The sequence below is a fragment of the Fluviicola taffensis DSM 16823 genome (assembly GCF_943372375.1).
GTDB classification, from domain to species: domain Bacteria; phylum Bacteroidota; class Bacteroidia; order Flavobacteriales_D; family Crocinitomicaceae; genus Fluviicola; species Fluviicola taffensis_A.
Map to the genome: position 1 here is coordinate 35,027 of NZ_CALRYJ010000008.1, position 22,659 is coordinate 57,685.

Annotated in this window: 26 protein-coding genes; 1 reads left to right on the forward strand and 25 read right to left on the reverse strand. The window is 37.5% G+C overall.

What is annotated here, in order from left to right; genetic code table 11:
• Window positions 1-4: 4 nt before the first annotated feature.
• The 16 genes from AAG807_RS12135 to AAG807_RS12210 form a co-directional block, all read right to left on the reverse strand.
• Window positions 5-142, reverse strand: coding sequence for a DUF2256 domain-containing protein (locus AAG807_RS12135; RefSeq protein WP_341904171.1), 138 nt, complete (start codon window positions 140-142; stop codon window positions 5-7).
• Window positions 139-1,641, reverse strand: coding sequence for a deoxyribodipyrimidine photo-lyase (locus AAG807_RS12140; protein ID WP_341904173.1), 1,503 nt, complete (start codon window positions 1,639-1,641; stop codon window positions 139-141). The genes AAG807_RS12135 and AAG807_RS12140 overlap by 4 nt, the downstream gene beginning before the upstream one ends.
• Window positions 1,620-2,252 (reverse strand): flavin reductase, encoded by a 633-nt coding sequence (locus tag AAG807_RS12145; RefSeq protein ID WP_341904176.1) that lies wholly within the window; start codon window positions 2,250-2,252, stop codon window positions 1,620-1,622. Before AAG807_RS12145 ends, AAG807_RS12140 begins: the two co-directional genes overlap by 22 nt.
• 33 nt (window positions 2,253-2,285) lie before the next feature.
• Entirely contained in the window at window positions 2,286-2,573 is a 288-nt protein-coding gene (locus AAG807_RS12150; protein WP_341904179.1) for a TIGR03643 family protein, read from the reverse strand.
• Window positions 2,574-2,903: 330 nt separating this feature from the next.
• Window positions 2,904-5,120 (reverse strand): S41 family peptidase, encoded by a 2,217-nt coding sequence (locus AAG807_RS12155; RefSeq protein ID WP_341904181.1) that lies wholly within the window; start codon window positions 5,118-5,120, stop codon window positions 2,904-2,906.
• 348 nt (window positions 5,121-5,468) lie between these two features.
• Window positions 5,469-6,113: a hypothetical protein gene (locus AAG807_RS12160; protein ID WP_341904183.1), complete on the reverse strand. Its 645-nt coding sequence runs from the start codon at window positions 6,111-6,113 to the stop codon at window positions 5,469-5,471.
• Between the two features lie 149 nt (window positions 6,114-6,262).
• Window positions 6,263-6,892, reverse strand: coding sequence for a class I SAM-dependent methyltransferase (locus AAG807_RS12165; RefSeq protein ID WP_341904187.1), 630 nt, complete (start codon window positions 6,890-6,892; stop codon window positions 6,263-6,265).
• A 39-nt stretch (window positions 6,893-6,931) separates the two neighbouring features.
• A complete protein-coding gene (locus AAG807_RS12170) occupies window positions 6,932-8,584 on the reverse strand; it encodes a T9SS type A sorting domain-containing protein (RefSeq protein ID WP_341904189.1) in 1,653 nt (550 codons plus the stop codon).
• 53 nt (window positions 8,585-8,637) lie between these two features.
• Window positions 8,638-9,012 (reverse strand): hypothetical protein, encoded by a 375-nt coding sequence (locus AAG807_RS12175; RefSeq protein ID WP_341904191.1) that lies wholly within the window; start codon window positions 9,010-9,012, stop codon window positions 8,638-8,640.
• Window positions 9,013-9,052: 40 nt separating this feature from the next.
• Window positions 9,053-9,688: a 2OG-Fe(II) oxygenase gene (locus AAG807_RS12180; RefSeq protein ID WP_341904194.1), complete on the reverse strand. Its 636-nt coding sequence runs from the start codon at window positions 9,686-9,688 to the stop codon at window positions 9,053-9,055.
• 180 nt (window positions 9,689-9,868) lie between these two features.
• Window positions 9,869-10,582 carry an SIMPL domain-containing protein gene (locus tag AAG807_RS12185; protein ID WP_341904197.1) on the reverse strand — a complete coding sequence of 238 codons (714 nt, stop codon included), beginning with the start codon at window positions 10,580-10,582 and terminating at the stop codon, window positions 9,869-9,871.
• Window positions 10,583-10,713: 131 nt separating this feature from the next.
• Window positions 10,714-11,301: a hypothetical protein gene (locus tag AAG807_RS12190; protein WP_341904199.1), complete on the reverse strand. Its 588-nt coding sequence runs from the start codon at window positions 11,299-11,301 to the stop codon at window positions 10,714-10,716.
• 7 nt (window positions 11,302-11,308) lie between these two features.
• A complete protein-coding gene (locus tag AAG807_RS12195; RefSeq protein ID WP_341904202.1) occupies window positions 11,309-12,760 on the reverse strand; it encodes a S41 family peptidase in 1,452 nt (483 codons plus the stop codon).
• 152 nt (window positions 12,761-12,912) lie between these two features.
• Entirely contained in the window at window positions 12,913-13,359 is a 447-nt protein-coding gene (locus AAG807_RS12200; protein WP_341904205.1) for a cupin domain-containing protein, read from the reverse strand.
• Window positions 13,360-13,398: 39 nt separating this feature from the next.
• On the reverse strand, window positions 13,399-14,304 hold the full coding sequence (locus AAG807_RS12205; protein ID WP_341904207.1) for a L,D-transpeptidase: 906 nt from the start codon (window positions 14,302-14,304) through the stop codon (window positions 13,399-13,401).
• 230 nt (window positions 14,305-14,534) lie between these two features.
• Window positions 14,535-15,449, reverse strand: a complete 915-nt coding sequence (locus AAG807_RS12210; RefSeq protein WP_341904210.1) for a ClpXP adapter SpxH family protein — start codon at window positions 15,447-15,449, stop codon at window positions 14,535-14,537.
• Window positions 15,450-15,611: 162 nt separating this feature from the next.
• Between AAG807_RS12210 and AAG807_RS12215 the strand changes: the two genes are divergently transcribed.
• Window positions 15,612-15,923: a helix-turn-helix domain-containing protein gene (locus tag AAG807_RS12215; protein ID WP_341904213.1), complete on the forward strand. Its 312-nt coding sequence runs from the start codon at window positions 15,612-15,614 to the stop codon at window positions 15,921-15,923.
• Window positions 15,924-16,293: 370 nt separating this feature from the next.
• Here AAG807_RS12215 and AAG807_RS12220 read toward each other — a convergent pair whose 3' ends face one another.
• The 9 genes from AAG807_RS12220 to AAG807_RS12260 all read right to left on the reverse strand — a co-directional run bounded on the left by AAG807_RS12220 (window position 16,294) and on the right by AAG807_RS12260 (window position 22,538).
• Window positions 16,294-16,746: an SET domain-containing protein gene (locus AAG807_RS12220; protein WP_341904215.1), complete on the reverse strand. Its 453-nt coding sequence runs from the start codon at window positions 16,744-16,746 to the stop codon at window positions 16,294-16,296.
• Between the two features lie 38 nt (window positions 16,747-16,784).
• Window positions 16,785-18,239 carry a magnesium-protoporphyrin IX monomethyl ester anaerobic oxidative cyclase gene (bchE, locus tag AAG807_RS12225; protein ID WP_341904218.1) on the reverse strand — a complete coding sequence of 485 codons (1,455 nt, stop codon included), beginning with the start codon at window positions 18,237-18,239 and terminating at the stop codon, window positions 16,785-16,787.
• A gap of 136 nt (window positions 18,240-18,375) precedes the next feature.
• On the reverse strand, window positions 18,376-18,801 hold the full coding sequence (locus AAG807_RS12230) for a hypothetical protein (protein WP_341904219.1): 426 nt from the start codon (window positions 18,799-18,801) through the stop codon (window positions 18,376-18,378).
• A gap of 687 nt (window positions 18,802-19,488) precedes the next feature.
• Window positions 19,489-20,019, reverse strand: a complete 531-nt coding sequence (locus AAG807_RS12235) for a MepB family protein (protein ID WP_341904222.1) — start codon at window positions 20,017-20,019, stop codon at window positions 19,489-19,491.
• Between the two features lie 11 nt (window positions 20,020-20,030).
• Window positions 20,031-20,375, reverse strand: coding sequence for a hypothetical protein (locus AAG807_RS12240; RefSeq protein WP_341904224.1), 345 nt, complete (start codon window positions 20,373-20,375; stop codon window positions 20,031-20,033).
• 7 nt (window positions 20,376-20,382) lie between these two features.
• Window positions 20,383-20,952 (reverse strand): hypothetical protein, encoded by a 570-nt coding sequence (locus AAG807_RS12245; RefSeq protein ID WP_341904227.1) that lies wholly within the window; start codon window positions 20,950-20,952, stop codon window positions 20,383-20,385.
• Between the two features lie 60 nt (window positions 20,953-21,012).
• Window positions 21,013-21,429, reverse strand: a complete 417-nt coding sequence (locus tag AAG807_RS12250; protein WP_341904230.1) for a hypothetical protein — start codon at window positions 21,427-21,429, stop codon at window positions 21,013-21,015.
• An 85-nt stretch (window positions 21,430-21,514) separates the two neighbouring features.
• Window positions 21,515-22,033, reverse strand: a complete 519-nt coding sequence (locus tag AAG807_RS12255; protein WP_341904233.1) for a class IV adenylate cyclase — start codon at window positions 22,031-22,033, stop codon at window positions 21,515-21,517.
• A gap of 193 nt (window positions 22,034-22,226) precedes the next feature.
• A complete protein-coding gene (locus AAG807_RS12260; RefSeq protein ID WP_341904236.1) occupies window positions 22,227-22,538 on the reverse strand; it encodes a hypothetical protein in 312 nt (103 codons plus the stop codon).
• Window positions 22,539-22,659: the final 121 nt, after the last annotated feature.

A 22,659-nucleotide genomic window follows, 5' to 3' on the forward strand; every position in this document is an offset into this window, starting at 1 on the left:
TGATTTACTTATTCATTCGACACTTTTCGCTGCAATACTTTACTTCATCCCAAACTTTCTCCCACTTCTTTCTCCAAGTGAATGGTCGTTGGCAAGCAACACACATTTTGCTTGGTAAATCCTGTTTTTTCTGTCGCTTCATTTCTTCCTGTTTGACTTGAAGGAACCGGAAGTATTCACATGTTTTTTCAAAATGCGGCTGCCTTCTTCTTTCACCACTTCCTGTTTTCTGAAACTCCACACCATATCACTAGCCGCTTTTCTGGTAGCCTCGATATCCACAATCGGATTGGGATAATCTTCTCCGATTTGAACCCCGTAAAGACTTTGTTCCATTGCAGTCATTTTCCACGGCTCATGGATAAGTGAAGGAGGAACTTCCTTTAATTCCGGAATCCACGTTTTAATAAACACTCCCTCCGAGTCATGTTCTTCTGAATTTTTGACCGGATTGTAAATGCGAATCGTATTTATTCCCGTAACCCCCGATTGCATTTGCAGCTGTGGATAATGAATTCCCGGTTCATAATCTAAAAATTGTCGCGCCAAAAAATGCAGATCTCGCCAGTCTTGCCAAAGATTAAATACAAAAAAGGAGACGACCAATGCACGCATCCGGAAATTGATATAACCGGTTGCCACCAAACAACGCATGCAGGCATCCACTATTGGCACACCTGTTTTCCCTTCTTGCCAAGCAAGAATGTCCGTTTCATTTTTGGGTTTTACCAACACATTGTAGGCACGGTTGACGTTTTCAAATTCCATTCGACACTCGTCTTCAAACTTTTGGATGAAATGACAATGCCAGTGCAAGCGTGAAATGAAATTGGAAAGTGCTCTTTTATTTGCGGTTGCAGTTTCATACAGATTCATGGTTGATTGATAAACCATCCGCATACTGATATTTCCATAAGTGAGATACGGAGAAAGTCTGCTACATCCCTTGCGACTTAATGCCGGTTTGGAAATGTGTTTCGAATAATTCACATAGCGCCCTTTTAAAAAGCTTTCCAAATATTTCCAGGCATAACTCTCACCTCCCGGTTGAAAAGACTTATCGAATACCAGAATATCTGCATTTAATTCAGGACCTTTTATCCTCTGATATACCGATTCTTTCATCCGAACTAAATTCAAGGAATTCAACTCGAAAAACCGGGGTTCTTCCTGCATTTTTGATTTCCACAATTCATCCCAATCTTTTCTTGACCTGAGTTTTCGAACTACCCCATTGTTCTGGTATTCTTTCCATTCGATGGTATGTTCCCTGCAAAATTGCTGAACCGAAAGATCTCTGTCGAATGTTAGTTTGTTTCCTGTTTCCTGATGTGAGAAAATAGTTTGAATTGCATAATTTTTGGCCAATTCCGCAAAAACGGAAATAACTTCATCGTGAAACACATAAATGCTCATTCCTGTAAGCTTCGCCTGCATATCCTGAATGGACTGATAAACAAATCGCCAATGCCGCACATCGCTGTCTTCATAGTTCATGACGGACGGCTCGAAACAATATAAAAGCAAAATGGGCAAAGCTTGTTTTTGTGCCTCGTAAAGCGATTCGTGATCGGTAAAGCGCAAATCCCTTTTCAACCAAACAAGAACGATTTCTTCCTTCACACTAGTTTTGTTGGCCATTTATCTGTGGTTGCATAGCTCAATCTTCCGATTAGATGTGCTTCATAATAGGCATCCAACCCACTGCATGCCAATAGATTTGCTTGATCCAGAAAAACAAAACCATCTGCTGAAATCAGGCTTTCATCCAATTCAATTTGCTCAATACTTCCAATAATCAAAATCGTATTATTGATGGAAATGTCTATTTTCTGTTCCAGTTTCATGGCCACTTTCACAGGTGCTTCAGCCACAAAAGGTGCATGGAAATCCGCCTGATAGAGCGCTGTAAAACCACAAGCTTCAAATTCAGAAACCGATTGATCATACTTTGCGGAGGTTTGATGTACTTTTTCAAAATCACCTGTCTGCACATAATTCAAGGTGTATTGACCGGTTTCCAGAATATTGTCCAATGTATCCCGCTTCACCGTATCCGGTCGACAAATAATTCCCCAAAGCGGAGGATTCGCTCCGATATGAATCAAGGAATTAAAAACAGTCAGATTTGGTTGTCCGTCAGTCGATTGGGTTCCCACCAAAACAGCTTGTTTCATTCCAGCCAACGAATTAATCAACTTCGCCCTATAACGGCTTTCGTAGTGATTTAATGTTTGTTTATCAATAATCATGATGAGTACAGTTAGAAGTAAATTCCAGTGCCATCAGCGCTTACTGATTTTGTTCATCGAAATAGATCTCTGGCGACTGCATCTAAAGCGATCAATCTCTGTATTCCTTTTTTGTGCGTGCTTTTGACTTGTTCCGCTATTGACCCGTTTTCGCCATAAATTAAAACTGCTTCGTTTTAATTCCCGTCTCATCAAGACAATCACATCTGATTCCGAATAGGCAAATTGTGCCTTTATTGCTTCAAAGGGTGTTCGGTCTTCCCAAGCCATTTCTATGATTCGATCAACATCAACTTGTTGTCTGAAAGTGTTCTTTAGCATTGGATACTTTTAGAGTTTTGCTTACACTTATTTTGTTTAATGTTTTTCAATTAAACTTAAACACTCTAAATTTATCACAAACATTCCTGATTCCAATAGCAATTCAAACTATTCTTTAGAATTTCCAACTAATCCCGAAACAACGCTTTGGAAATACCCGGTTCAAGCTTCTTCCAAAGCATTGATTTTCTTATTCTTAGCTACAGAAATGGTCGGTGTTTTGGAGATAATCTAAGAATCAATTAAATGTCTTTCGGAATTCTAAGGGTGAAAGATTCGTTGTCGCGTATTCTTTATCGATCAGTCGCGGTTGATCTCTTCTGTGATTTTCTAAATTCCCTTTATAATTTGGATTGCTTTTTCAAGCACTTCGTCGCGACCTTCTTTAATTCCCTGAATGGTCGGTTTAATTTCAATATCCGGAACGATACCTATTCTTTGGGTTTCTTTTCCATCAGGATAATAAACTCCTATCCCACTAATCAAACTCATGATACCGCCAGGTAAACTAATTTCGGAAACATTCCCGTCAGCTCCTGCAGTTGTTGAACCGACAACGGTTGCATTCGGATGAACTCTGTATGCCATCGCATGGTATTCAGCAGAGCTTTGTGAAACCTCATTTACGAGGATGATGACTTTACCTTTGAAGGAATCGTGGTTTTTTTCACCTACCTCGAGTGTATATTTGAAAGTGAAAAGCCCGGGAGTTGTTATATTTCCTTTTGAGAACTTTACAAACGGTGTACTCTTCGGTAACAAATAGCTCATCAAATCAAATAGTACAAAATCAGAAGGATAGTTTCTGTCATCGATGATTACACCTTTTGCTTTCTGCACTTCTTCCCATATTTCCGGCAAGTATTCTCTTTTAACTGATCCATTGTTTATATAAGCTATTTCATTGGTTATCATCCTGAAACAAGTATCTGAAGCATCGAATTTACTTCTTAGCTGCATCTCCTTCGGATTGAATGCTTTCAACACTGCTTTCTCTTCTTTATTATTCCGGGTAAATTCAACAGAAATGGTCGAATCAGTTGTTCGAAGTAAGTTGTAGGCAATATCTCTCAGCTTTGTCGGGTAATTTGATGCCGGAGAAAGGTTTAGCCGTTCTTTTATAATTTCCTCAACCGGTTTATCATTCACAGAAGTGATCATATCTCCCACTTGCAATCCTGTCTCTTTTCCCCATTTATCGTTATGATAGTTTGTAACCAAAGCTTTATTTTCCACAAATGTTATTTCCAAAGGAGCGTAATTGGATCCGAAATAATCCGTTAAGGCTCTGTTCCTTCCCCAGATATTGGCATGAGTGTCATGAATACGACCAATGAGCTGTAACATCGTAAGTGTATACTCTGTTTCATTCCCGGCAGCAATCACTTTCGGAATAAACTCTGTCAAAACACCTTTCCAGTCTTCTTCTATCAAGTTTTTATACGGGAAATAATACTGGATCATATTCCAATACCGATACAAAGCTAACAGTCGAAAACCTGCATCCGGATATTCCATGGACGAATAGCTGTCTTCATGTTTAAATTCAGGGTTTCCAACTACACCCAATCCAATATAATAATGTTCTTTTGGTCTTTTTGCATTTTTGATTTTTAATAAAGACCCTGTCAACTCATCAGATAAATTCGACGTTTTGATCCAATCCAAATCCGGGACGAGTTTTGTTTCCGATGGTTTGATCTTTGTTTCCTTTCCTTCCTGGTAAGTTCCAAAACCATCAATCCATTTAGTTAAAACTTCATCCCTACTTTTTTCGTTTTCTGTATTCAACACCTTGGGAAGAATTCTGAAAAGTTCATAATCCCAGTTATATTCTCCATTAGCAATATTGGGATGATAGTACTTTAAAAAACCCCAAATCAACCCCAGAACTTTCAGATTTTCAACTTGGTTTTCACTAACAGGAATAGTTGTTATTCCGGAGCCATTATCAAATTCCCTGTCTTTATCAGCAGGAAACACCTTTCTTTCGAGAGGTTTTAGGTCCTTGATATTTTTCCCATCGATTGTTACTGTAAACTGGTCAATCCAAATCTTTCCTTTTCCAGCCATTACGCCACCAAAGACTATTTGTGTTGTGTTTTCAGGATCCATGTCCAGAGTCATCTCATATTTTGTCCAGTCTGTTGTCCCTTTCAGACCTTTTTTGCTCATATTGTCAAAATCAACTTCAGGGTCAATTCTCATCCAAATACCGGCAAATCCACCCGTCACATTCTCTGTTTTTATATAGCCACTAAGTGTTATTTTCTTTCCTGAATAGTTATTCGGAATGGTGAATGCCCAAGCACTAAATTCCGGTTTTTCGCCCCTGTATTCAATAGACGCAGCATACTTACCATTCTTTACCACTGTGGAATCGAGAGAAAGCTTATAATCAGCGCTTCCAAAATTATCCCAAAAAAGAGGGGTTCCGTTTTTAACTGTCTCAAAATCGAAATTCAATTCTGGCATAGAATCTTTTGTTTGACAATAAGCCATTATTGTTGAGATCAAGATTAAACAGGTTAAGGTTGTTTTTTTCATTTTGGTAGTTTATCAGATTTATAGACGAAGAGCGGGCTTATTCGCTTTAATTATAAGTTAAACAAGGTGGTCATTAAAAACTTCACTTCTCAGAATGAACGTTCAATTGGAGAAAATGTTACTTCAACCGTTCCAATTGCCCTTTGCGTTTCACCAGGTTCTTGTAATCCCATTGGATGTCTCGCGCTTTTTTCAATCAGCCTTCCAGGTTTTCCAACTTGATTTCCGATATCTCATTGTAGAATAGGGACTTTAGATGTTCATCTGACTGCGAAAGGTTGTATGTTTGGATTTCGGGATTCATCTGAAATTAAAGTATTCGTGCACTATAAGAAAATTCATCCTGAGCTACTTTACAATTTTGCCTACTCCATTCAGAGGTTCTTTCTCCTCAACTCCTTTGGAGACTTCTAAAGTATACTTCCACCATTTATCGAATTCCAAATCTTCATCCTGCTCCCCATTGTTCTGTTTTACCAAACTTTTCCATGCATTACAATATGCTATGAAATGATCCATAAAATCTGAGCGGTATTCCAAACTGGTAGTTTCTGAAAAATGAAACCTGATTCCTTTCTCCTGTGATATGGAAAAAACAATTTGTTCCCCTTCAGTGGTCAGAAAAGCAAATGCCTGAAAATCTTCAGGAAGTCCAATTCTAAATGTTTCTTCATCGATTTCATCCAGAATCTTTAAGATATCCGCCGCAATATAAGACCAATAGTCTTTTGTGATTGAATAAATAACATCCCATTTTTCCACAATAGATGATTCGGAAAAGCGGGGATCTTTTTCATTCGGAAGCCACATCCCAAACTCAACATCGTTCAGTTCGTTCCAATTAATACCTGTTTGGATGGATCTGTGAAATTCAAGTATTGCGTTCCCGCGAGAACCATCCGATTCATTTTCAGATGGTATGTTCTCAAATTGTTTTGAAACTTGTTCTGTAGGCTTCTTATTGCTACCTAGAAGCCTTTTTAAAAATCCCATTATTTTTGTTTAAATGATTATTCCTTAAAATTATCAGTTTTTCAGTCAAAAAAATCAATTTATAGTTTTCAAAGGATCTCTCATATGTATCACAATATTTATTGCATTGCCATCCTCTTTTTGTCAGCATGTCGACCACATAAATGATCTTAAATCGACTTCAACTTCCTAAAAGTACAGAAAACAAAATTTTGAATCGTATCAAAAGGGGTCTTGTGATCCACTGTGATGCAATCCAGTTTTTCGAAAAGTGGAGTGAATCGATCTGTCATACTGGCTTCAGAATATTGTTTGATTTCAATTCCACTGCATTTTTTTGGTCCCTGTTCCGAAAAGGTTCCGATCACCAAAATACCTGATGGATTGAGTCCTTCATGAGCTATCTTGATGTAATTGGATAGATCCTCTTCATTCACCAGAAAATGAAAGGCTGCCCGATCGTGCCAGAAATCATATTTCTCCGTAGGCTGAAAAGCGGTTACATCCGAGACAATCCACTTTACTTGTTCAGCCCGATTTCCCAAACGCTGCTTCGCCCGTTCAATTGCGCTTGCAGAAATGTCCAGAACGGAAATATCCTGGTATCCCAAGTCCAATAAATGATCCACCAAAAAACTATCGCCCCCGCCAATGTCAATTACTTTGGCTGTTATCGGCACATTCCATTTTTCAAAAAAGCTTAAAGAGGTTTCCGGCTTTACCTGAAACCAGCTCACATCTTTCAATTCCCTGGTCTGATAAATTTCTTCCCAATGTTTTTGACGATCAAAATTCTCCATTACTTTCTTTTAAGCTATTCAAAAAAACACCTGCTTACCTTATTCTACACTAATTTTCTTACTGACGCTATTGCCGATCTCCACAAAATAAATTCCGGACTGCATGCTCCCTTTTTCCAATACAACTTGTTTTCCGGTAAAATTGACGGTCTTGATCACTTTTCCGGAGACGTCTGTTATTTTCAGGGTTCCATTTTTTTGTTCTTCTTCAAAAACAATCGTTGTTTGCATGGTAAACGGATTCGGATAAATCGTCACTTGCTTGTCGGAATTGATTTCATCCAGACCAAGCGTACTAGTCAGTTTTGCTGTCAGGATATCTGAACGCATGTTTGCGGATGCATTCGGCAGCGAAATACTTCCCAAATCGAGTGTGTCACAATAAAAAGCTCCGGTAATGTAAACTTCTCCTTGTGCATTGATCAAAATATCATTGCCGTCCATGTAGTCATCACATCCGGCATTCTTCGCCCAGATAGCATTTCCTGACGTATCGTATTTTGCGATAAAGATATCATCCGGACCAGATTTAGTTAAGGTTGTTGTACCAAAATCGATCGTCGGACTTGAAAACCATCCGATGACATAAGGATTGCCGTTCGGATCCACATTCAGATTGATTCCAAAGTCATTGGAAGTGTTCCCTGCACTTTTTGCCCAGATTGCATTTCCGGAAGAATCGTATTTGACAATGAACAGATCCCCCGTATTTCCAGCACTAGAAGCATTTGTCAGGGTCGTATTCCCGAATAACCCGGCTGCACTGGTAAATGTCCCAACAACGTAAACATTGGAGTTGGCATCAGTACATACTTTGAACGCTTTATCATCTCCGGTTCCTCCCGATTTCTTTGCCCAAATGACATTCCCGGAATTGTCATATTTCACGATAAAACTATTGTAGAATCCCTGACAGGTCAAAGTCGTGGCATCGAATGTAATCGTTGAACTATGGAAATAACCGGTTACGATAATATTTCCGGATGCATCTGTTGCAATGCCCGAGCCGACATCCGTAGAAATTCCACCTGCTGTCTTCCCCCAGATCGCATTTCCCATCGCATCATATTTCACCATGAAAAAAACCTGATGTCCCGGTCCTCCACTGGTTAAGGTAAAAGTACCGAATGATAAAGACGGACTATCGAAACCTCCTGTAACATAAACGCTTCCTGAAGCGTCGGTAGTAATTCCCGTGATGTCCTCACCCACTGTTCCCCCGGCACTTTTTGCCCAGATTACATTTCCGGAAGGATCCAGTTTTGCGATGAAAAGGTCTGTTGAATTATTGGAAGCCGCTTCGTTTATCGTTGTTCCTCCGAATACAATGGACGGGCTGAAAAACCAACCTGCCATGTAGATATTTCCAGTTGCATCGATGTTTATACACGTACTTGCATCATCACCTGTCCCTCCGAAATTCTTTGCCCAAATCACACTTCCTGCAGGGGAATACTTCACGATGAAAGCATCGTAATTCCCATTGTTTGTCAATACAGTAGAGCCGAACGTGATGCTCTGACTAAGGAATTTACCTGTTACATAAATATTACCACTTGCATCTTTGGCAATAGCCCTTCCTTCATCGTAATTGTTTCCTCCGGAACTTTGAGCCCAAATCCAGCTTGGAGCCTGAGAAAAAGAGGTGAACACGAGTAAAATTGCGGTTAGGAATAGTATCGTTTTTTTCATTTCGTTTTAGTTAGTTTGGATATAAGACTGACTTCTTATCAAAGGGTTGGTTCTTATTTTCGTTTTAATTGCCAGCTTACTAAATCCTCTTCCGGATAATCCCCCAGTTTGTTCCAAATTTCTACGCGATCGATTATTCCATTCGTAAAATGCACCATTGTTTCTGCCTGAATCTTTAATTCGTCATGAATCAATTCAACTTTGGACAATTCAGGACTCGATTCACCAAACAATTCGTACAACTGTGGATCCGTCAACCAAAACTCTTTTGCCGCCTTCCGATACTCAATGTATATCAAAAGTCCCGAATCCATGTGTTCGTATTCCACCTCTTCCAGGTGTTCCAGTTGTTTGGTTATTTGCTCTTCGTACTTTTCACCTTGCAATGTTGCAGTAATAATGTCCAAAGTAAGTTTTGATTCTATCATCTTGTTTTATTGAATTATTTGCCGAAGTTAGTGCTATATCTCAATTTTTCAACCAGCCGGCGATACTGTTTCGGGTTCGGGTTAAAGAAGGATTGACCTCGTGTTCCATTTCATCACTGCGGAACAAGACCATTCTTCCTCCCAAGGGAGAGATATCAATCTGCTGTCCTGCTTTTGGATAGAGTGAGAGCAGTCCGCCATCCTCTTTTTTCCAATCTTCATTGAGGTAAAGAACGATCGAATATTTCCGGCCTTTTTCGTTTTTGAATTGATCAATGTGCCGTTTGTAGAAACTATTCTTTTCATAAGAGGAATAATGACTTTCAAAACTGGTGATGGCAGTGAAACAGGTGCGATTCAAATACCCGATAAACTTCCCGATCTTATTCAGGTAGATTAGTTCAAAGGGATTGGTACTTTCTTCTTCAATCCAATTGATTTTATCACCTCGGACAAGCTCATCTTTTTTGAAATCTTCATTATTCCCGAATCCGGAAGGCTTCATACTTTCCGATTCACTTAAGCTCCGGATAGTGGCGTTCAATCCGTTTACAGTTCCGGGCAATATGAAATCATTGCAGCAACCGTATTCGTTATCGATAAGTCCTTGTATCAATTCCTCGAATTGAAGCAATTCAGTTGATTGCTCTTGCTCTTGGGTCTCTTCATCAGTCATTCTATAAACCTATTGGTTTTACCTGAATGCATGTCTTACAAAGAGGATAGGCTAAAGAACGACATAATAAATTCGGTTTATTGCTTTTATTTCAGAAAAGATCAATTCTCTCGATTCCCAATTGGTCAAAAAAAAAGCGATTCATAAGAACCGCTTTTCTAAAATGAGTTGTCTGACCAATCACTCAATAAACCAAACCACTGCCACTGCTTCCTGTAATTCTATTTCCTGGGGAGCAAAGCTGAGATTCGCACCATCTGATAGTTCAGCTGCTTCAAAAGTTCTCATATCAGACTTATAATAAACTGCTGACGGAGATTCACTTCCGAAGATAATCGCTTTCAAACTTCCAACTTTAACTCCTGCAGCCGTTGTTAAATTGGTTGCTTTCTTACGTGCATCCGTAACAGCTTTCGCCTGAAGTTCTGCTTCTGTTTTCTCACGCAAAGCATCGGAAATATAGAAACCGATATTGAAATCCACCGGATCTTTTACATCTGAAAAACGCGCTACTATCTTCTGCAATGTTGTCTGATTGTACCCAAATTTCACTGTCAGGTTTTGAGAAACCACGTAACCACTATCGATTGGTCCGTTTTGACGGTAGATCCTGTTTTTGGAAGCAGAGAAATTGGTTGTTTTCACATCCGTTTCCTGAAACCCAAGTTGTTTGAGTATTTTCAAGTATTGCTGGGTCTGGTCACCAATCGCTTTGGTGGCGTCTGCCATGTTCATTTTTAGTGATGAAACATGAATGTTCAGCTCCGTCATGTCCGGAATGATGGAAACTTTGGAAGTTCCGTTTACCGTAACTGTAGATTTTGAATTCTGTTGGTCTGTTTGCCCGAATAATGTTCCTGATGCAAGAACAACTAGTAAAAGAAGCTTTTTCATGATTTCTGTTTTTTAATTTTTCTTCGTGAGAGGAATAGCAAGAGCTATGCCAAGGTTGAAGGTGATTGATTATAAATTATAAGCAGTATTCTCCCGATAATTGTAAAACATTGATGGTTTGTTGATTATGTTTAGTTATCATTTGATTGAAACAACTTTATTAACTCCAGGTCATTTGAATTTTTTGCCAATTGTCTCCCCATTTCCCAAATTTCTGCTTCCCACTTCTTCCAATCATTCGTATTTGGGTTATTGGTTTGAATAAATGTATCTACATTCCTCGCAATTATTCTCAGATCATAAGCAATACCATCCAGTGAAACTCCTTTATTGGCATCAAACAGATTTAATTTAAAGCAGCTAACTTTTTCCTGAGACATATCTATCAGATTTTCAATATATAACTGTTCTGCTCCATTCTCTGATGAAATAAAAATTCCATGAATAAGCTCTTCCTTGTTAGAATAACCTCGGAATTCGCTCTCGGCAAACTTTATAGCAAAGATTCCTCCCCAACCAACAAACGATCGAGCTATTTTAACGATCCAAATATATTCTATTGATTTTTCGTTTTCCCGCCAACCTTTTTCATTTCGAATTGTCACGTTTCCGCTTCTAAGATCCTGAATACCAATGTAATTTGCTATAGACCCTTCAATCTTTCGAAAATGCTCTAAACTATTGAGATAATTGTCAATGCTGTTCTCCTGTCTTTTCATCTAGATGCTAATTGTTTCTAACGATCCGCAACACTTCCATCAAGGTATGATCAATGGTATTATCAACGGTCAAAGCTATCGGGAAATCGGGTTTTACTCCACGTCCAAACTCACCTTTGGTCGAATTCGATTTTACGTGATATGCCGGAATATCGAGCTTGATACCCGAATTTGGCAAAACGAGTTTATAGGTCAATATTCCATTACATCCAAGTTCAGCACCTCCGGTTTCCTGACCAAAAAACACGGCTCCGTGTTCTCTCAAATGCGAAGAAACCAATGCAGCCTGGGAGAAGGTTATTCCATTGGTAATGACATACAACTTTCCTTTAAATGCATTTTTTTTCGGTCTGTAGGTAAAAGTTTCTGTAATCTGTCCTTCCGCCTTGTATTTACGCGGTTTAATTGCAAATGCAAATTGTACTAGTTTGTCCCAGCCGGAGTATTTGACATACTCGTTCTCCGTGCGCTTTTTTCCGGGTCTTTCGAAATTCAACAGCACTTTTTCAGAGGATAAATAAGTCAGGAACCGATTTCCATGCCTGAAATCTCCTCCGGAATTTTCTCTTAAATCAATTATCAGCTTGGAGTTCGGATGTTGTTTGAGATACTTGAAAACTTGTTTGTAGTATTTTTTGTATTCTTTCTTCTCCATAAAACTTCTAATTCTTAAATAACCCAAATTCGCCTCGGAATCAAAACTAAAACTGCTCCAACTAGTTTCAAGGATCTTGTTCAAATTGTCCGGAAGAGCAGGCTTTACAAGCTCAACGGCTCTTTTCTTGGTTGGTTGAACAGCTGTTTGTTTTATTTCCCCTTTACTATTTCGGAACTCAATGACATATTCCTGAGGAATACCTGAGAGAAATAGCATATAAATACCGAATCGTTTTTCAATCAGGGCATTTCTGAAAACTTGTGTGAATCCATCCCCGGTTTCCATTGCCAATAGTTCATCAATGATATCCTGTACCGGTCTATTATTGACACTGATTAGTTCATCATTTATCTGAAAATCCAGCGAATCGTCAACCGTATTTGAAATATAGATCTTGCCTTCCACATGTTTCATTTCGAAAGGGATCTGGTTGTCCAAACCTTTGACTGATGCAAACCAATTATCAGATGGCAATGCCTGAGTATGCCCGCATCTGATTTGTGAAACCAATTTTCTGCACAAAAAGAGAAAGTCCATTTCACTGAGACTGTCCGTAATCGAAGCTTTCTGGCTTTCGTAAAAGGTAGTGAAATCGACTTCATTTACATAAAAGAACGGAGCCGGATGATAATTGATCAGGGAGGAATGTAAGATTCCAAAATCTTCGATCGCATTCTCTTTAGTCAACATCTTACCTCGAGAAAAGGAGGTGTTTTGGGAAAGAAGATTTCCGCTATAAGCTACTCCAACTAATAAAATAACTAAGATCTGTTTCAAAATCATTTGGTTTCCCTTTTTCATAAGGGTTCAAAGTAAAGACTTCTTTTCCAAACCACAACCGGGTTTGAATTCAAGCTTCCACAATTTTAATTAGAAACGGAGCTATTCAAAACCAGAACAGCGTCTCAAAGAGCAAGCAAATCTTTTTTTTCAGTCCGGAGAACTATCGAAATTCAATTCTCAATTGAATCCTTATCAGTAATGGATGTTATGATGGTGGTTATCATCTTGAATTTTTCTTCCGCCTTAAAACAATGCAAACTATTTCCCGGAATGATGATTCCTTCTCCTAAATTGAGTTTGTGGTCGATGTTATCGATTGTTACAACCGCTTTACCATCAATGATTTGAACATAGATATCTGATTTTATGGTTTTCTCACAAAATTTTTCGCCTTCATCAAAGGAAGTAGCGATAACAGAACCATTCGACTGTTTAATGACCGTTTTACTTACTATGGAATCAGGAACATACTCTATGATTTCAAGCATAACATGTGATTGTGCTTTGGACAATCCACTATTGGTTACTTCTTCAACGGGTTTTATATCTTGTGCCTTCATTTCATTGGTAAGGTCACAAATTTCTCCCATTAAACTGTTGTGTAAAAAATGAATCAAGTTATATAATTCACATGTTTAAACTGAAATTCCATTTAATCAATGCTTATCCGATTCTATTTGTGCGGTCTTGTTATTAGCTTCGGTCGATACTCCCCTGTTTTTCTGTTCAACCAGAATTTCATTTAAGAAAGGTTCCGTTATCCTTTTAATGTCAGTTCCGGAAATATCCAGGGAATGCGGATCATGAATCAATTGCAACCAAGGTTTGGGAGCGTTGAAATCATAACTTCCAAAAATAATTACGGGTGTTCCTTTCACTTGAATGGTTGTCTTGTCGGACAAGATCCATTGATCAGCCCAGTAATAAAGATATTTTGCGTCTTTTTCCAAAAGTCTCATACAAGAATGTGAAACCGGATAGCCGGGCAAACTGTATTGATGCCAACCAATTCCGGCTTTATTCGCTACGTTAAAGTTCCAGTGTAATTCCCATTCATCGTTAAAGGTGCTGATTGTCTTTTTTGCTTTCCAATTGGTAAAGAAAAGTCCGGTGGGAGTCTGATCTTTCTCTCTTCCCATATTGGTTGGTCCGGCATGAATCAGTTCACCGTATTCATAAGCTCCGAAAGTCTGAGTAGCATAAGAGAAAAAAATGATCTTATCAATGTCTTTCAGATAGGATACGTTCAATGGAAATGGAAGATAACAAACCATATCACCGCTTAGATCAACCGGTACGATGACCGAATCCATCTTTGCGAAATTCAGACTGTCGGTTCTGTTTACCGCAAATACAATTGCGCGTTCCGAACTTCCTATAATGGAATCCGACAACCAAAGTTTCGCATTCTTTATTTCATAAGCGAGTGTTTCCGGTTGTTTCCAATGAGGATGATCCTCTTCCTGCTTGCTTGAAGGCTCCTCATTACCGGAACTACATGAAACCAAAAAGGTGGTGAGAATCGTTAGGACAAGGACTGATTTTTTAAGAGTGACTTTCATTCTTTAAATCTCAGTCAAATTCCCTTAGGAATAGTTACATAATTATTGGAAACGTTACACCATTATCAGATTTAATCATTTTTGTCAATTACTAATTTCGACTGTCTTTTTGTTCTTTCACACAAACCAAAAAAGCGACTCATCCGCTTAGGTCGGACAAATCGCTTTTTGAATTGAAAATAGAGAAGAGGAAATCCTCTTACTTTTCAATTATTTATCAGGGGCGGTTACTATTTCATTCTCCAGATTGAACCGTTTTTCGTTGTTCGTTTTTCCAAGATTCCCTTTTCAGTCCATTCATTCAGCACTTTCTCCGATTCATTTCTTGGGGTATCGGTCAATTCTGAAAATTCCCTGGCTGTTAAAGAAGAATAGTTGGCAAAAATGGAAGTAAACTCTTTGGAATAGTTGCTTTTTTGGGCTTTCGATTCCAATCCCAAAATCGCGTTTTCATAAGAGGCATAAGCTTGTGAACCATATACCTTTTCGGTTTTACCTGCCTTATCCATAAAGAACAAAGTAGGAAATCCCCTCACTCCCAATTCCTTACCCAATTTCAAATCTTCATGGAACAACTCTTTTGCTCTTCCTTCATAATCTGTTTTGAATTGCTCCACATTCAAGCCAGCTTTTTTGGCTGCTGTCTCTAAATATTCCCACTTGGTGATATTCTTTTTCTCCAGGAAAACCATCTCACGGATTTCACGAAGAAAAAGGATTGCTTTTTCCTTGTCCTGAAGCTGGGCGGCTTTAAAAGCAATTGACGGAGGATAAGAAGAAGATAAAGGATCTTCCAACCAAATAGCTCCATCTATCGGCATATCGTAGTAAACACTTACTTCGTCCCAATGATGAGCCACATCGGAAGGTTTGCTGATTCCTCCACTGTTGTAGTTCCAATCGGGAAGTAAACCGCCCATTCGGTATTCAATTTCGATACTGTTTCCGTATTCCAGTTTCAATTTCCTAAGCTGTGGTTCAATTCCCCAGCAAGAAGAACAAATCGGATCCGTATAATAAATCACCTTGATTGGTTTTGTAACGGATTTAAAGCCATTTGAACCTAGAGAATCGGAATCATTTCCTGGTAAAGCGCACATTCCGCTTTCGATATCACAAAGTAAGGGGTTACTTTTTTCTTGCATTGTCTTTGAATTCTGTGAGTTACAATTGGTACTACTCAGCGCAAGTAAACCAAGTAAAATTTGATGGGTCAATTTCATTCAAGTCTGTTGTCAGGCACAATTTATTTTACCTTTGTACGAAGGTCAGAATAATAAAATCACTCCACAATAAGTCAGTTTTTTATGACTACAAAAAAAATTACAGAAGAGAATGAAACGTGTCCTGCACAGGCACTTTTGAAAATGCTTTCAGGCAAATGGAAACCAGAAATTTTTCGTCTGGCAACCAATGGTCCTTTGCGGTTTAGCGGCTTACTTCGCCAAATAAGCGGTTCTAATAAACAAACCTTATCCGTTGCATTAAAGGAATTGGAAGAAGTGGGATTACTTCAAAAGGTGGTCATCAAGGAAAAACCTCTGCACATTGAATATTATCTCACAGAAAATGGAAAGTCTTTGCTGCCGATTTTTGAGCAGTTGGAGAGTTTGGGTTAGTTTTTTTTAAAGATTCGAGTCACTGTAGCTGATCGATAATTACTCTTACTTTTTTCCAAGGCAAAAAAAGTAAGCAAAAATGCCTTCAACCCAATTACGACTTTCGAGCAGTCTCCCCTTTCGGGCTTGATGCATGAAAAGGCGGGATCAGGATCCCAAATGACAAGCACTTTTCTGCACAAGCAACCGAAATGGAAGCCTTTTTGTTTCATAATGTTCAATAAATTGATCGGCTGATGATTTAAATTAAATGTCTCGATTTTCCTGTCGTGTAATTGGGATTTTCTCCGCAGCATTAGATAAAAAAAGAGTCCATTTCTTTTTACGAAAAGTAAATCTTCCTCTTTTTCAATTATGTATATTGCATCATTCAACCATGCTTTTTCCAATAAGCTTTCCCATAACTGCAAAACAATTCTTCGTTTGCCCGGATATTTCTTAGAGCTTCAATGCAAACCTGATCGTTCAGGTCTAAGGTAATTCGTGCATTGTTTTTAAATTTTGAAGGAACCAATCCTTCGGCATCATTGGCATATTTTGCAAAGCACTCCACATTTTTGGAATCCATTATACTTCCATCCAATAAATTGATAAAGTACCCATCATTTCCTGCTTCGGCTCTTAGTTTAGCTTCTAAATCGCTGAGGATTTCTCCTTTAAAAATAGCAATGGTTTCGTCTTTATAGATGTCGATTACCGTAAAAAGACCATAGCCCGCATGGGGGATTTGAGATTGACTTTTGTACAAATAGTCGGATTCCAAAGCCTCAATTTGATTGTTCGAATTTTTCAATGTTCTTTCTTTAAATAAGCTTGATTTCATCACTCAATAATACCGAAAATTTGATTGATCCGGACTTCTCATTTCCAAAAGTCTTTCATTTTCACTTTATCCCGTGTCAATTTAGTTACAAAGAAGAATTGATACAATTCCCAAAACCAAACACGTCTGCCAATTCGGGTGTACCAGCGCATGGCACTTCTCAATCTAGCTTCTTTGTGAAAGAACAATCGCTTCAATGCTTTTGGTCTCAACTGGACCGTTATTTCTATCAATTTGACATAAAGAATAACTTTCCAGGGTTTTAAATACTGTGTTCTGATTACCTGATGTTTATAATCCCATTTCCGCTGATCCGTCAATATAATTTCTTTTTCCTTTACGTCTTCAAAGTAAGGCGTCCATTTGTGCGGAGTGACATAAAGTAATTGTATCTGATCCGGATCATAGGATATTAATTGCTTCCAGCTATTGTAGAAATCACGTGTCTTTTCTTCTCCAAAGCCCACCACATAGGTCGCCATAGAAAGAATATTGTGTTTTCTTAATAGTTGTATTGCTTCCTTGTCTTTTGAAATCGTTCCAGCCTTTTTAATTTTTGCAAGAACCACTTCATCGTAGTTTTCAATTCCTAAAAGGAAGCGTTCAAAACCTGCTTGTTTGTATAAATGAAGGAATTCCGCGTCTCTGACAATATTATCTGCCCGAATCGAACCAACCAAAATCAGCTTTAAGTTCTTTGCAATCAATGCTTCTAAAAACTCCCGCCATGCTTTTGGATTGGATGATGGATTTTCATCTGCAAAATTAAAGACTAAAACCCCATATTCCTTATGTAGCATTTCCATTTCATCAGCCAACGATTTTGCACTTCGATGTCTCCACTTTTTCCAAAACAAACTCTGACCACAATAGGTACATGGATATGGGCAACCTCTTGAAAATTGGATGACGACTGCCTTCCGTTTTCCCCAATAGGTATAATTGTAACCTTTCATTAATTCCCAACCGATTCTGAAATCGTCCAGATTTTTAATGGTATCAGCTGCTGGTGTTTTAAAAGGGATTCCATTCAGGTTGAATGCCAATCCTTTAATGTTTTCCAAATTCGCGTTGTTTTCAATTGCTGCGATTAAGTTTAATACAATTTCTTCTCCTTCGCCACAAACGATATAGTCGATTTGTGGATTATCTTCCAAAATTTCCTTCCAATGATAAGTTGGGAAAACTCCACCGATAATGATCTTTATCTTTTCATTTCTTTGACTGACTATTTTCGTTATCTCATTGATGATAGGTTGCGCCGAAGTTGAACCTGAATGCCCTAGCAATATTACATCAGGATTCTTTTCAAGAATCAAAGCTGCAACCTTTTCAATTTTATAATTGTGATAGTCGGCATCCAAAAGTTTAACATCGTGACCGGCATCGATTAAAGGACCACCGATGGATAATAGTCCTAATGGTGGCAAATGCTCATTAGGCATTCTGCTTCCTATGGATAAATGAGGTGGGTTGATGATTAGGACATTCATTTACTTGTATTTAATTGATTGAGATTTCAAATGTATTAAAAGTACTTTGAATTACAAAGTGAATTAAACTTATTTTAACTTTTGGATTAAGTCCATCTTTAATGATTTGTAGTATCCGGATGTTTTTAGCAGTACATTATTTTATGATCGGAAAAAGACTTTCTTCCCGTACCAAATTCTTCGAACTAACTTTACGGCTAAGAGAATCCAGCCAAAAGCCACTTATATCCAAAAGGTAACAACCTATTTTTATACTCTTACCTTCTTTATCAATCAGTTCAAACCAACTGTAGTTCCACCAAGGCATTCTGGAGCCTCTTGGACCTTCATGAAGAATTACTTTAGTAATATCTGCTGTATTCAAAGTGATTTCCTTTTCACTACTCGTTAGTGAGATGGTATTATATCTCAATATAAGAACAGCATTGCGTGTATTCTTCAAGTAATTAAGATGTATAATGATCCCAGGAATAGTAAAAATTGAAAAAAACAGATTTACAACTAGTAACGAGCCTATTCCTCCACCGTCAAAAACAATTAAAATGGAAATACCTATTTGCATCGCCAAGCAAATCCAATTTAGAATAGACTTTAGAAGAACCTTGCTAGACTTGTATTTGTAAATGTGTTCTTTCATTTTCGAATCAGCAGCTTAAAAATGCCTTTATTCCCCGGCTAAAGAGTTTAATGAAAGTGCCGTGAACAGGTTCCTAAGGTAAGGATTTTAGGTGATTGAAACAAAAAGCGATCTGCCCGAGAACAAATCGCTTTCCTAAATTCAAATACTGAATTATTGTTTCGCTCCTTTTTGAAAATCAATTTCCAGTCATTTTTCTCTTTTGAAAACACTTCCGTTATGAAAAGTGTTTCAGAGTCTTTTCCTTCGAGTTTCAACAGTTCCAAAAAAGTCATAACCACCGTGTTTTCGGTTGCCCTAATTATTCGAAAATCTTCCGCAGAAAGTGATTCTATTTTCACAGCTGGATGAGTAATGTATTTCTCTATGAATGGGCTTTATCGTACTGATTCCCATCAACTGATTGCAAGATGAATTTCGATTAAAAGCTGCTATTTATGAAATCTGACTTTCGTGTTAAGACTTCATTTAACAGTTTTGTTTCTTTTGAGGCTAACAATTTTAGAACTGGTTCCTCTTTGATGTGAAATATGCCTCTTGTTGAAGATGATTCCCGGATTGTAAATATGCTATATTGTCAAAATCCATATTCCATTAGTTAATTCTTCCATTTTAAGCTATTGACAAGGTTTCAATTAACATTTTTCGAGCCAGGTCAAAGTCCGTTGTGTTGTCGTTCTTAATGGCTACGAAATAGTTTGTCTGCCAACTTTGCGTTTTTTCTGCTTGTTTATTCGTTACGGTTTCCCAGGGTGGATAAACCCTTATCCCCCGTTTTCCGCCTTTTCCGTTTTGTGTAATAATTCCTTTGTCAACCAAAACCGATTTCGGGAAAATAAATTGCCCGATATTGCCGCCACTTTTTGATGTGATTGCGATAAAATCAAAGTCATCTGAACTATCAAAAGGTTCCGTTATGCCATTTTTATTTCGCTTCCAAATGGTTACAAACTGTCCTACTTTTGTTGGTGTGATTTTCGAAACCCGATGCACCATTTTCTTTTCATCCAGGTCAAATGAACAAGCACCATATTCCACACTTTCCAAATTCACTTTTAAGTTGGTCAGACCAAAACCGCATTTATCATAAATCAATTCTTTCACCATTTTCAGGTCGGAATGAAGTACGTTTTCTGTTGTCATGATTTTTTATATTACGTCAGAAGCGTTAAAAAATGATTCAATGCTTCTTTTCTCAAATTGAGATCTGATTCACTTGCGTTTAATTCTTTCCACAACAGCATATCTTCGCCACCTAAAATAATTTGTTTAACCTTTTCAACAATGTCCATTTGCAATGTATTAGTATCTAGTTGGGCAGATGCAATTGCAAACCAAAAATTGTACTGTTCTTCGTGCGAATTTATTTTTGACTGATAATGAACAGTCATCTTTTCCATCACTTCTTCAATCGAATTTGTTTTTAGCAGTAACACAAAATCTGCATAAACATCACTTGCTGTATCATTATCCGTTATTCCTACTCCCCAAGTTCCCATTATCCGTTCAATTAACTGTTTTAAATTTAAAGTAAAGGGTGTCAGCATCCAGAGGTTTAACAAATTCAATGAATTCTTTCATTTTTAACAGGTCACTTAATAAGTTACTACTATAAGGCCTACTTTCTTTTGAAAAGTAACGATTGTTATCATAGAAATAGGCATTTGTATCCGTTATTAAAGTCTTTAAATCGTCTATTCTTAAAATTCCCGTTTCAAGTGAGCAGATTGTTTCGTAAACCTTTTCAATATTCCCTATTAACTGGTCATTATTGGTTTGAATGATTACTAACTGTTTTGCTTTGTCCACTTCATTATCTAACCTGGATAAATGTTCTAACTCTTGCTCTTTATCCCAATAGTTGCTCATTGAGTAGATTATATCAACATTCACATCAATAATCTTCGCTATTTGATCTAATTCCCCAAGATCATTGCCAAATGCAATTTCTCTACTAATCAATAAATCGCTAAACATATCACTCAGCTCCCACGCTACGAATAAGTTCAATCCATCATCTATTAATTCTTGATTCGTTAGTTCTGTTGAATTAAACGCACATATGGATACTGCCATATTCTAATTTTATTGTTGTTTTTTCTTTCGTTTCTAGCTTGCAACCCTTTGAAAATTGGTCTATAGTTCGTTTATCAAGTCTTGGTCTGTTGTCTTTAAATACTTGTTTTCAACCTCAAAGTTTGTCCGTTTACTAAGCTGCTTCAAAATCAATTCTGTTTCACTTACTACTGATCCTTTAAAAGTTAAAAGATCCTTTTCTACCCAAGTGTTTGAAGGGGCACTAACTTGATTTTCAACTTTAAATGAAATGGTGCCATTTCCAAAATATTCAAATGCTCCGCAAAAAGTATATTCCGGTTCTCCGTTCACTTCATGTCCTGTCATAGAGAATGTCTTTAACTCTTTTGTAAAGTACGCTTTATCTCCCGTGATTTTTTTGAATATTACATACCCGTTTTCGTAAAAACGTAATAAGCTAAGAGTGGTAGACATACTGCCTTCCTTCATTTCATTGTGGTAAAATAATCCATTCATGCTACTGGTACTTTTTATTTCATGTTGTTTTATGCTTGCTGATAACGGTTTGGGTATTCCGAAGGCGAAAGTTAATGCTTGTTTTTTAATTTAGTTCCATTATCAAATCGCTATATGATCGATCAATAACCTGATCCTGTGTCAGTTCAAAAAAGTGAAAGTAGTTGTCACATGCTAGTTTCAATTCTTCTAATGTAAACTCTTCTTTACTATCAATTGCTTCAACTTCCAGAAATGTTCCTAAACCTTCAACAAGGTCAAAATGAAATTTAACATGGTCTATAAAATAGATTTTTCGTTTCTTATCCACGACAGTTTTTACACCTAGTTGTTTAGTTAATATATTTTTCAAAGCAACATTTGGTTCGTGTTGATACAAAATGATTTGAGATTCTTTTGAGCCCAAAACATTTTCTCTGTCATAATGAATCAACGAGTTTTCGATAGTTCCTTCTCTCAATTTCAATCTTCCTTGATTAGCATTAAAATACGTATCTATTTGATGATCAAGTCCTTGAAATTTTGGATTAAGTGTCAATAACAGGTTTTCGTATTTTGCGATTTCGTCAATTTTTGCCTTGAACTCAAAATTCTTAATATTCATTTGGTGTATTTCTGTTAGTTCTTGCTCTCTATATCGTTTCCTGAAAAATCGCCATTAACGGTTTTTTGAGCCCGACACTTGCCCCGACTCTTAAAAAATCGGTTTACCGAAGTTAAAATTATTTTCTTTCAAGTTATTTATTGTTTCAAGAACATTTGATATTTGGCGCCATGACTGCCGTTATGTGTATTAATCAAGCATCGTATTCACCATAGTAAATTACTCGGTTGACAATTTTAGAATCTGTATCAAACTCTTTAAGGGATTTCAAATCTTCTAAAAAATCTTGAATTATAAAAACTTCTAAAAAATAGTCAAATCTGGGGCAATGTGAATTCGCTATTTCTTGCAGATCATTATTTTCAAGTTCCTCTTCAGTTAATAATAAAACAACTGCTTCAGAATCAGGACTGAATTTTCCATTTGTTTTCTTTGCAAAAACGATATGTATCTTTTCATCATCTACATAATGAATACAGTTCAATATTATCTCACTTAAAGTCATATTTTTAGTTCCTCAGAATTTTTATGTTAAATTGATTTACTACTGTTTTGACCTGAGGGATAAGGTTCATCCAAGTTTTCTATCCTTTTCCGGTCAAAATTATGACCATCTGCTGTTGACG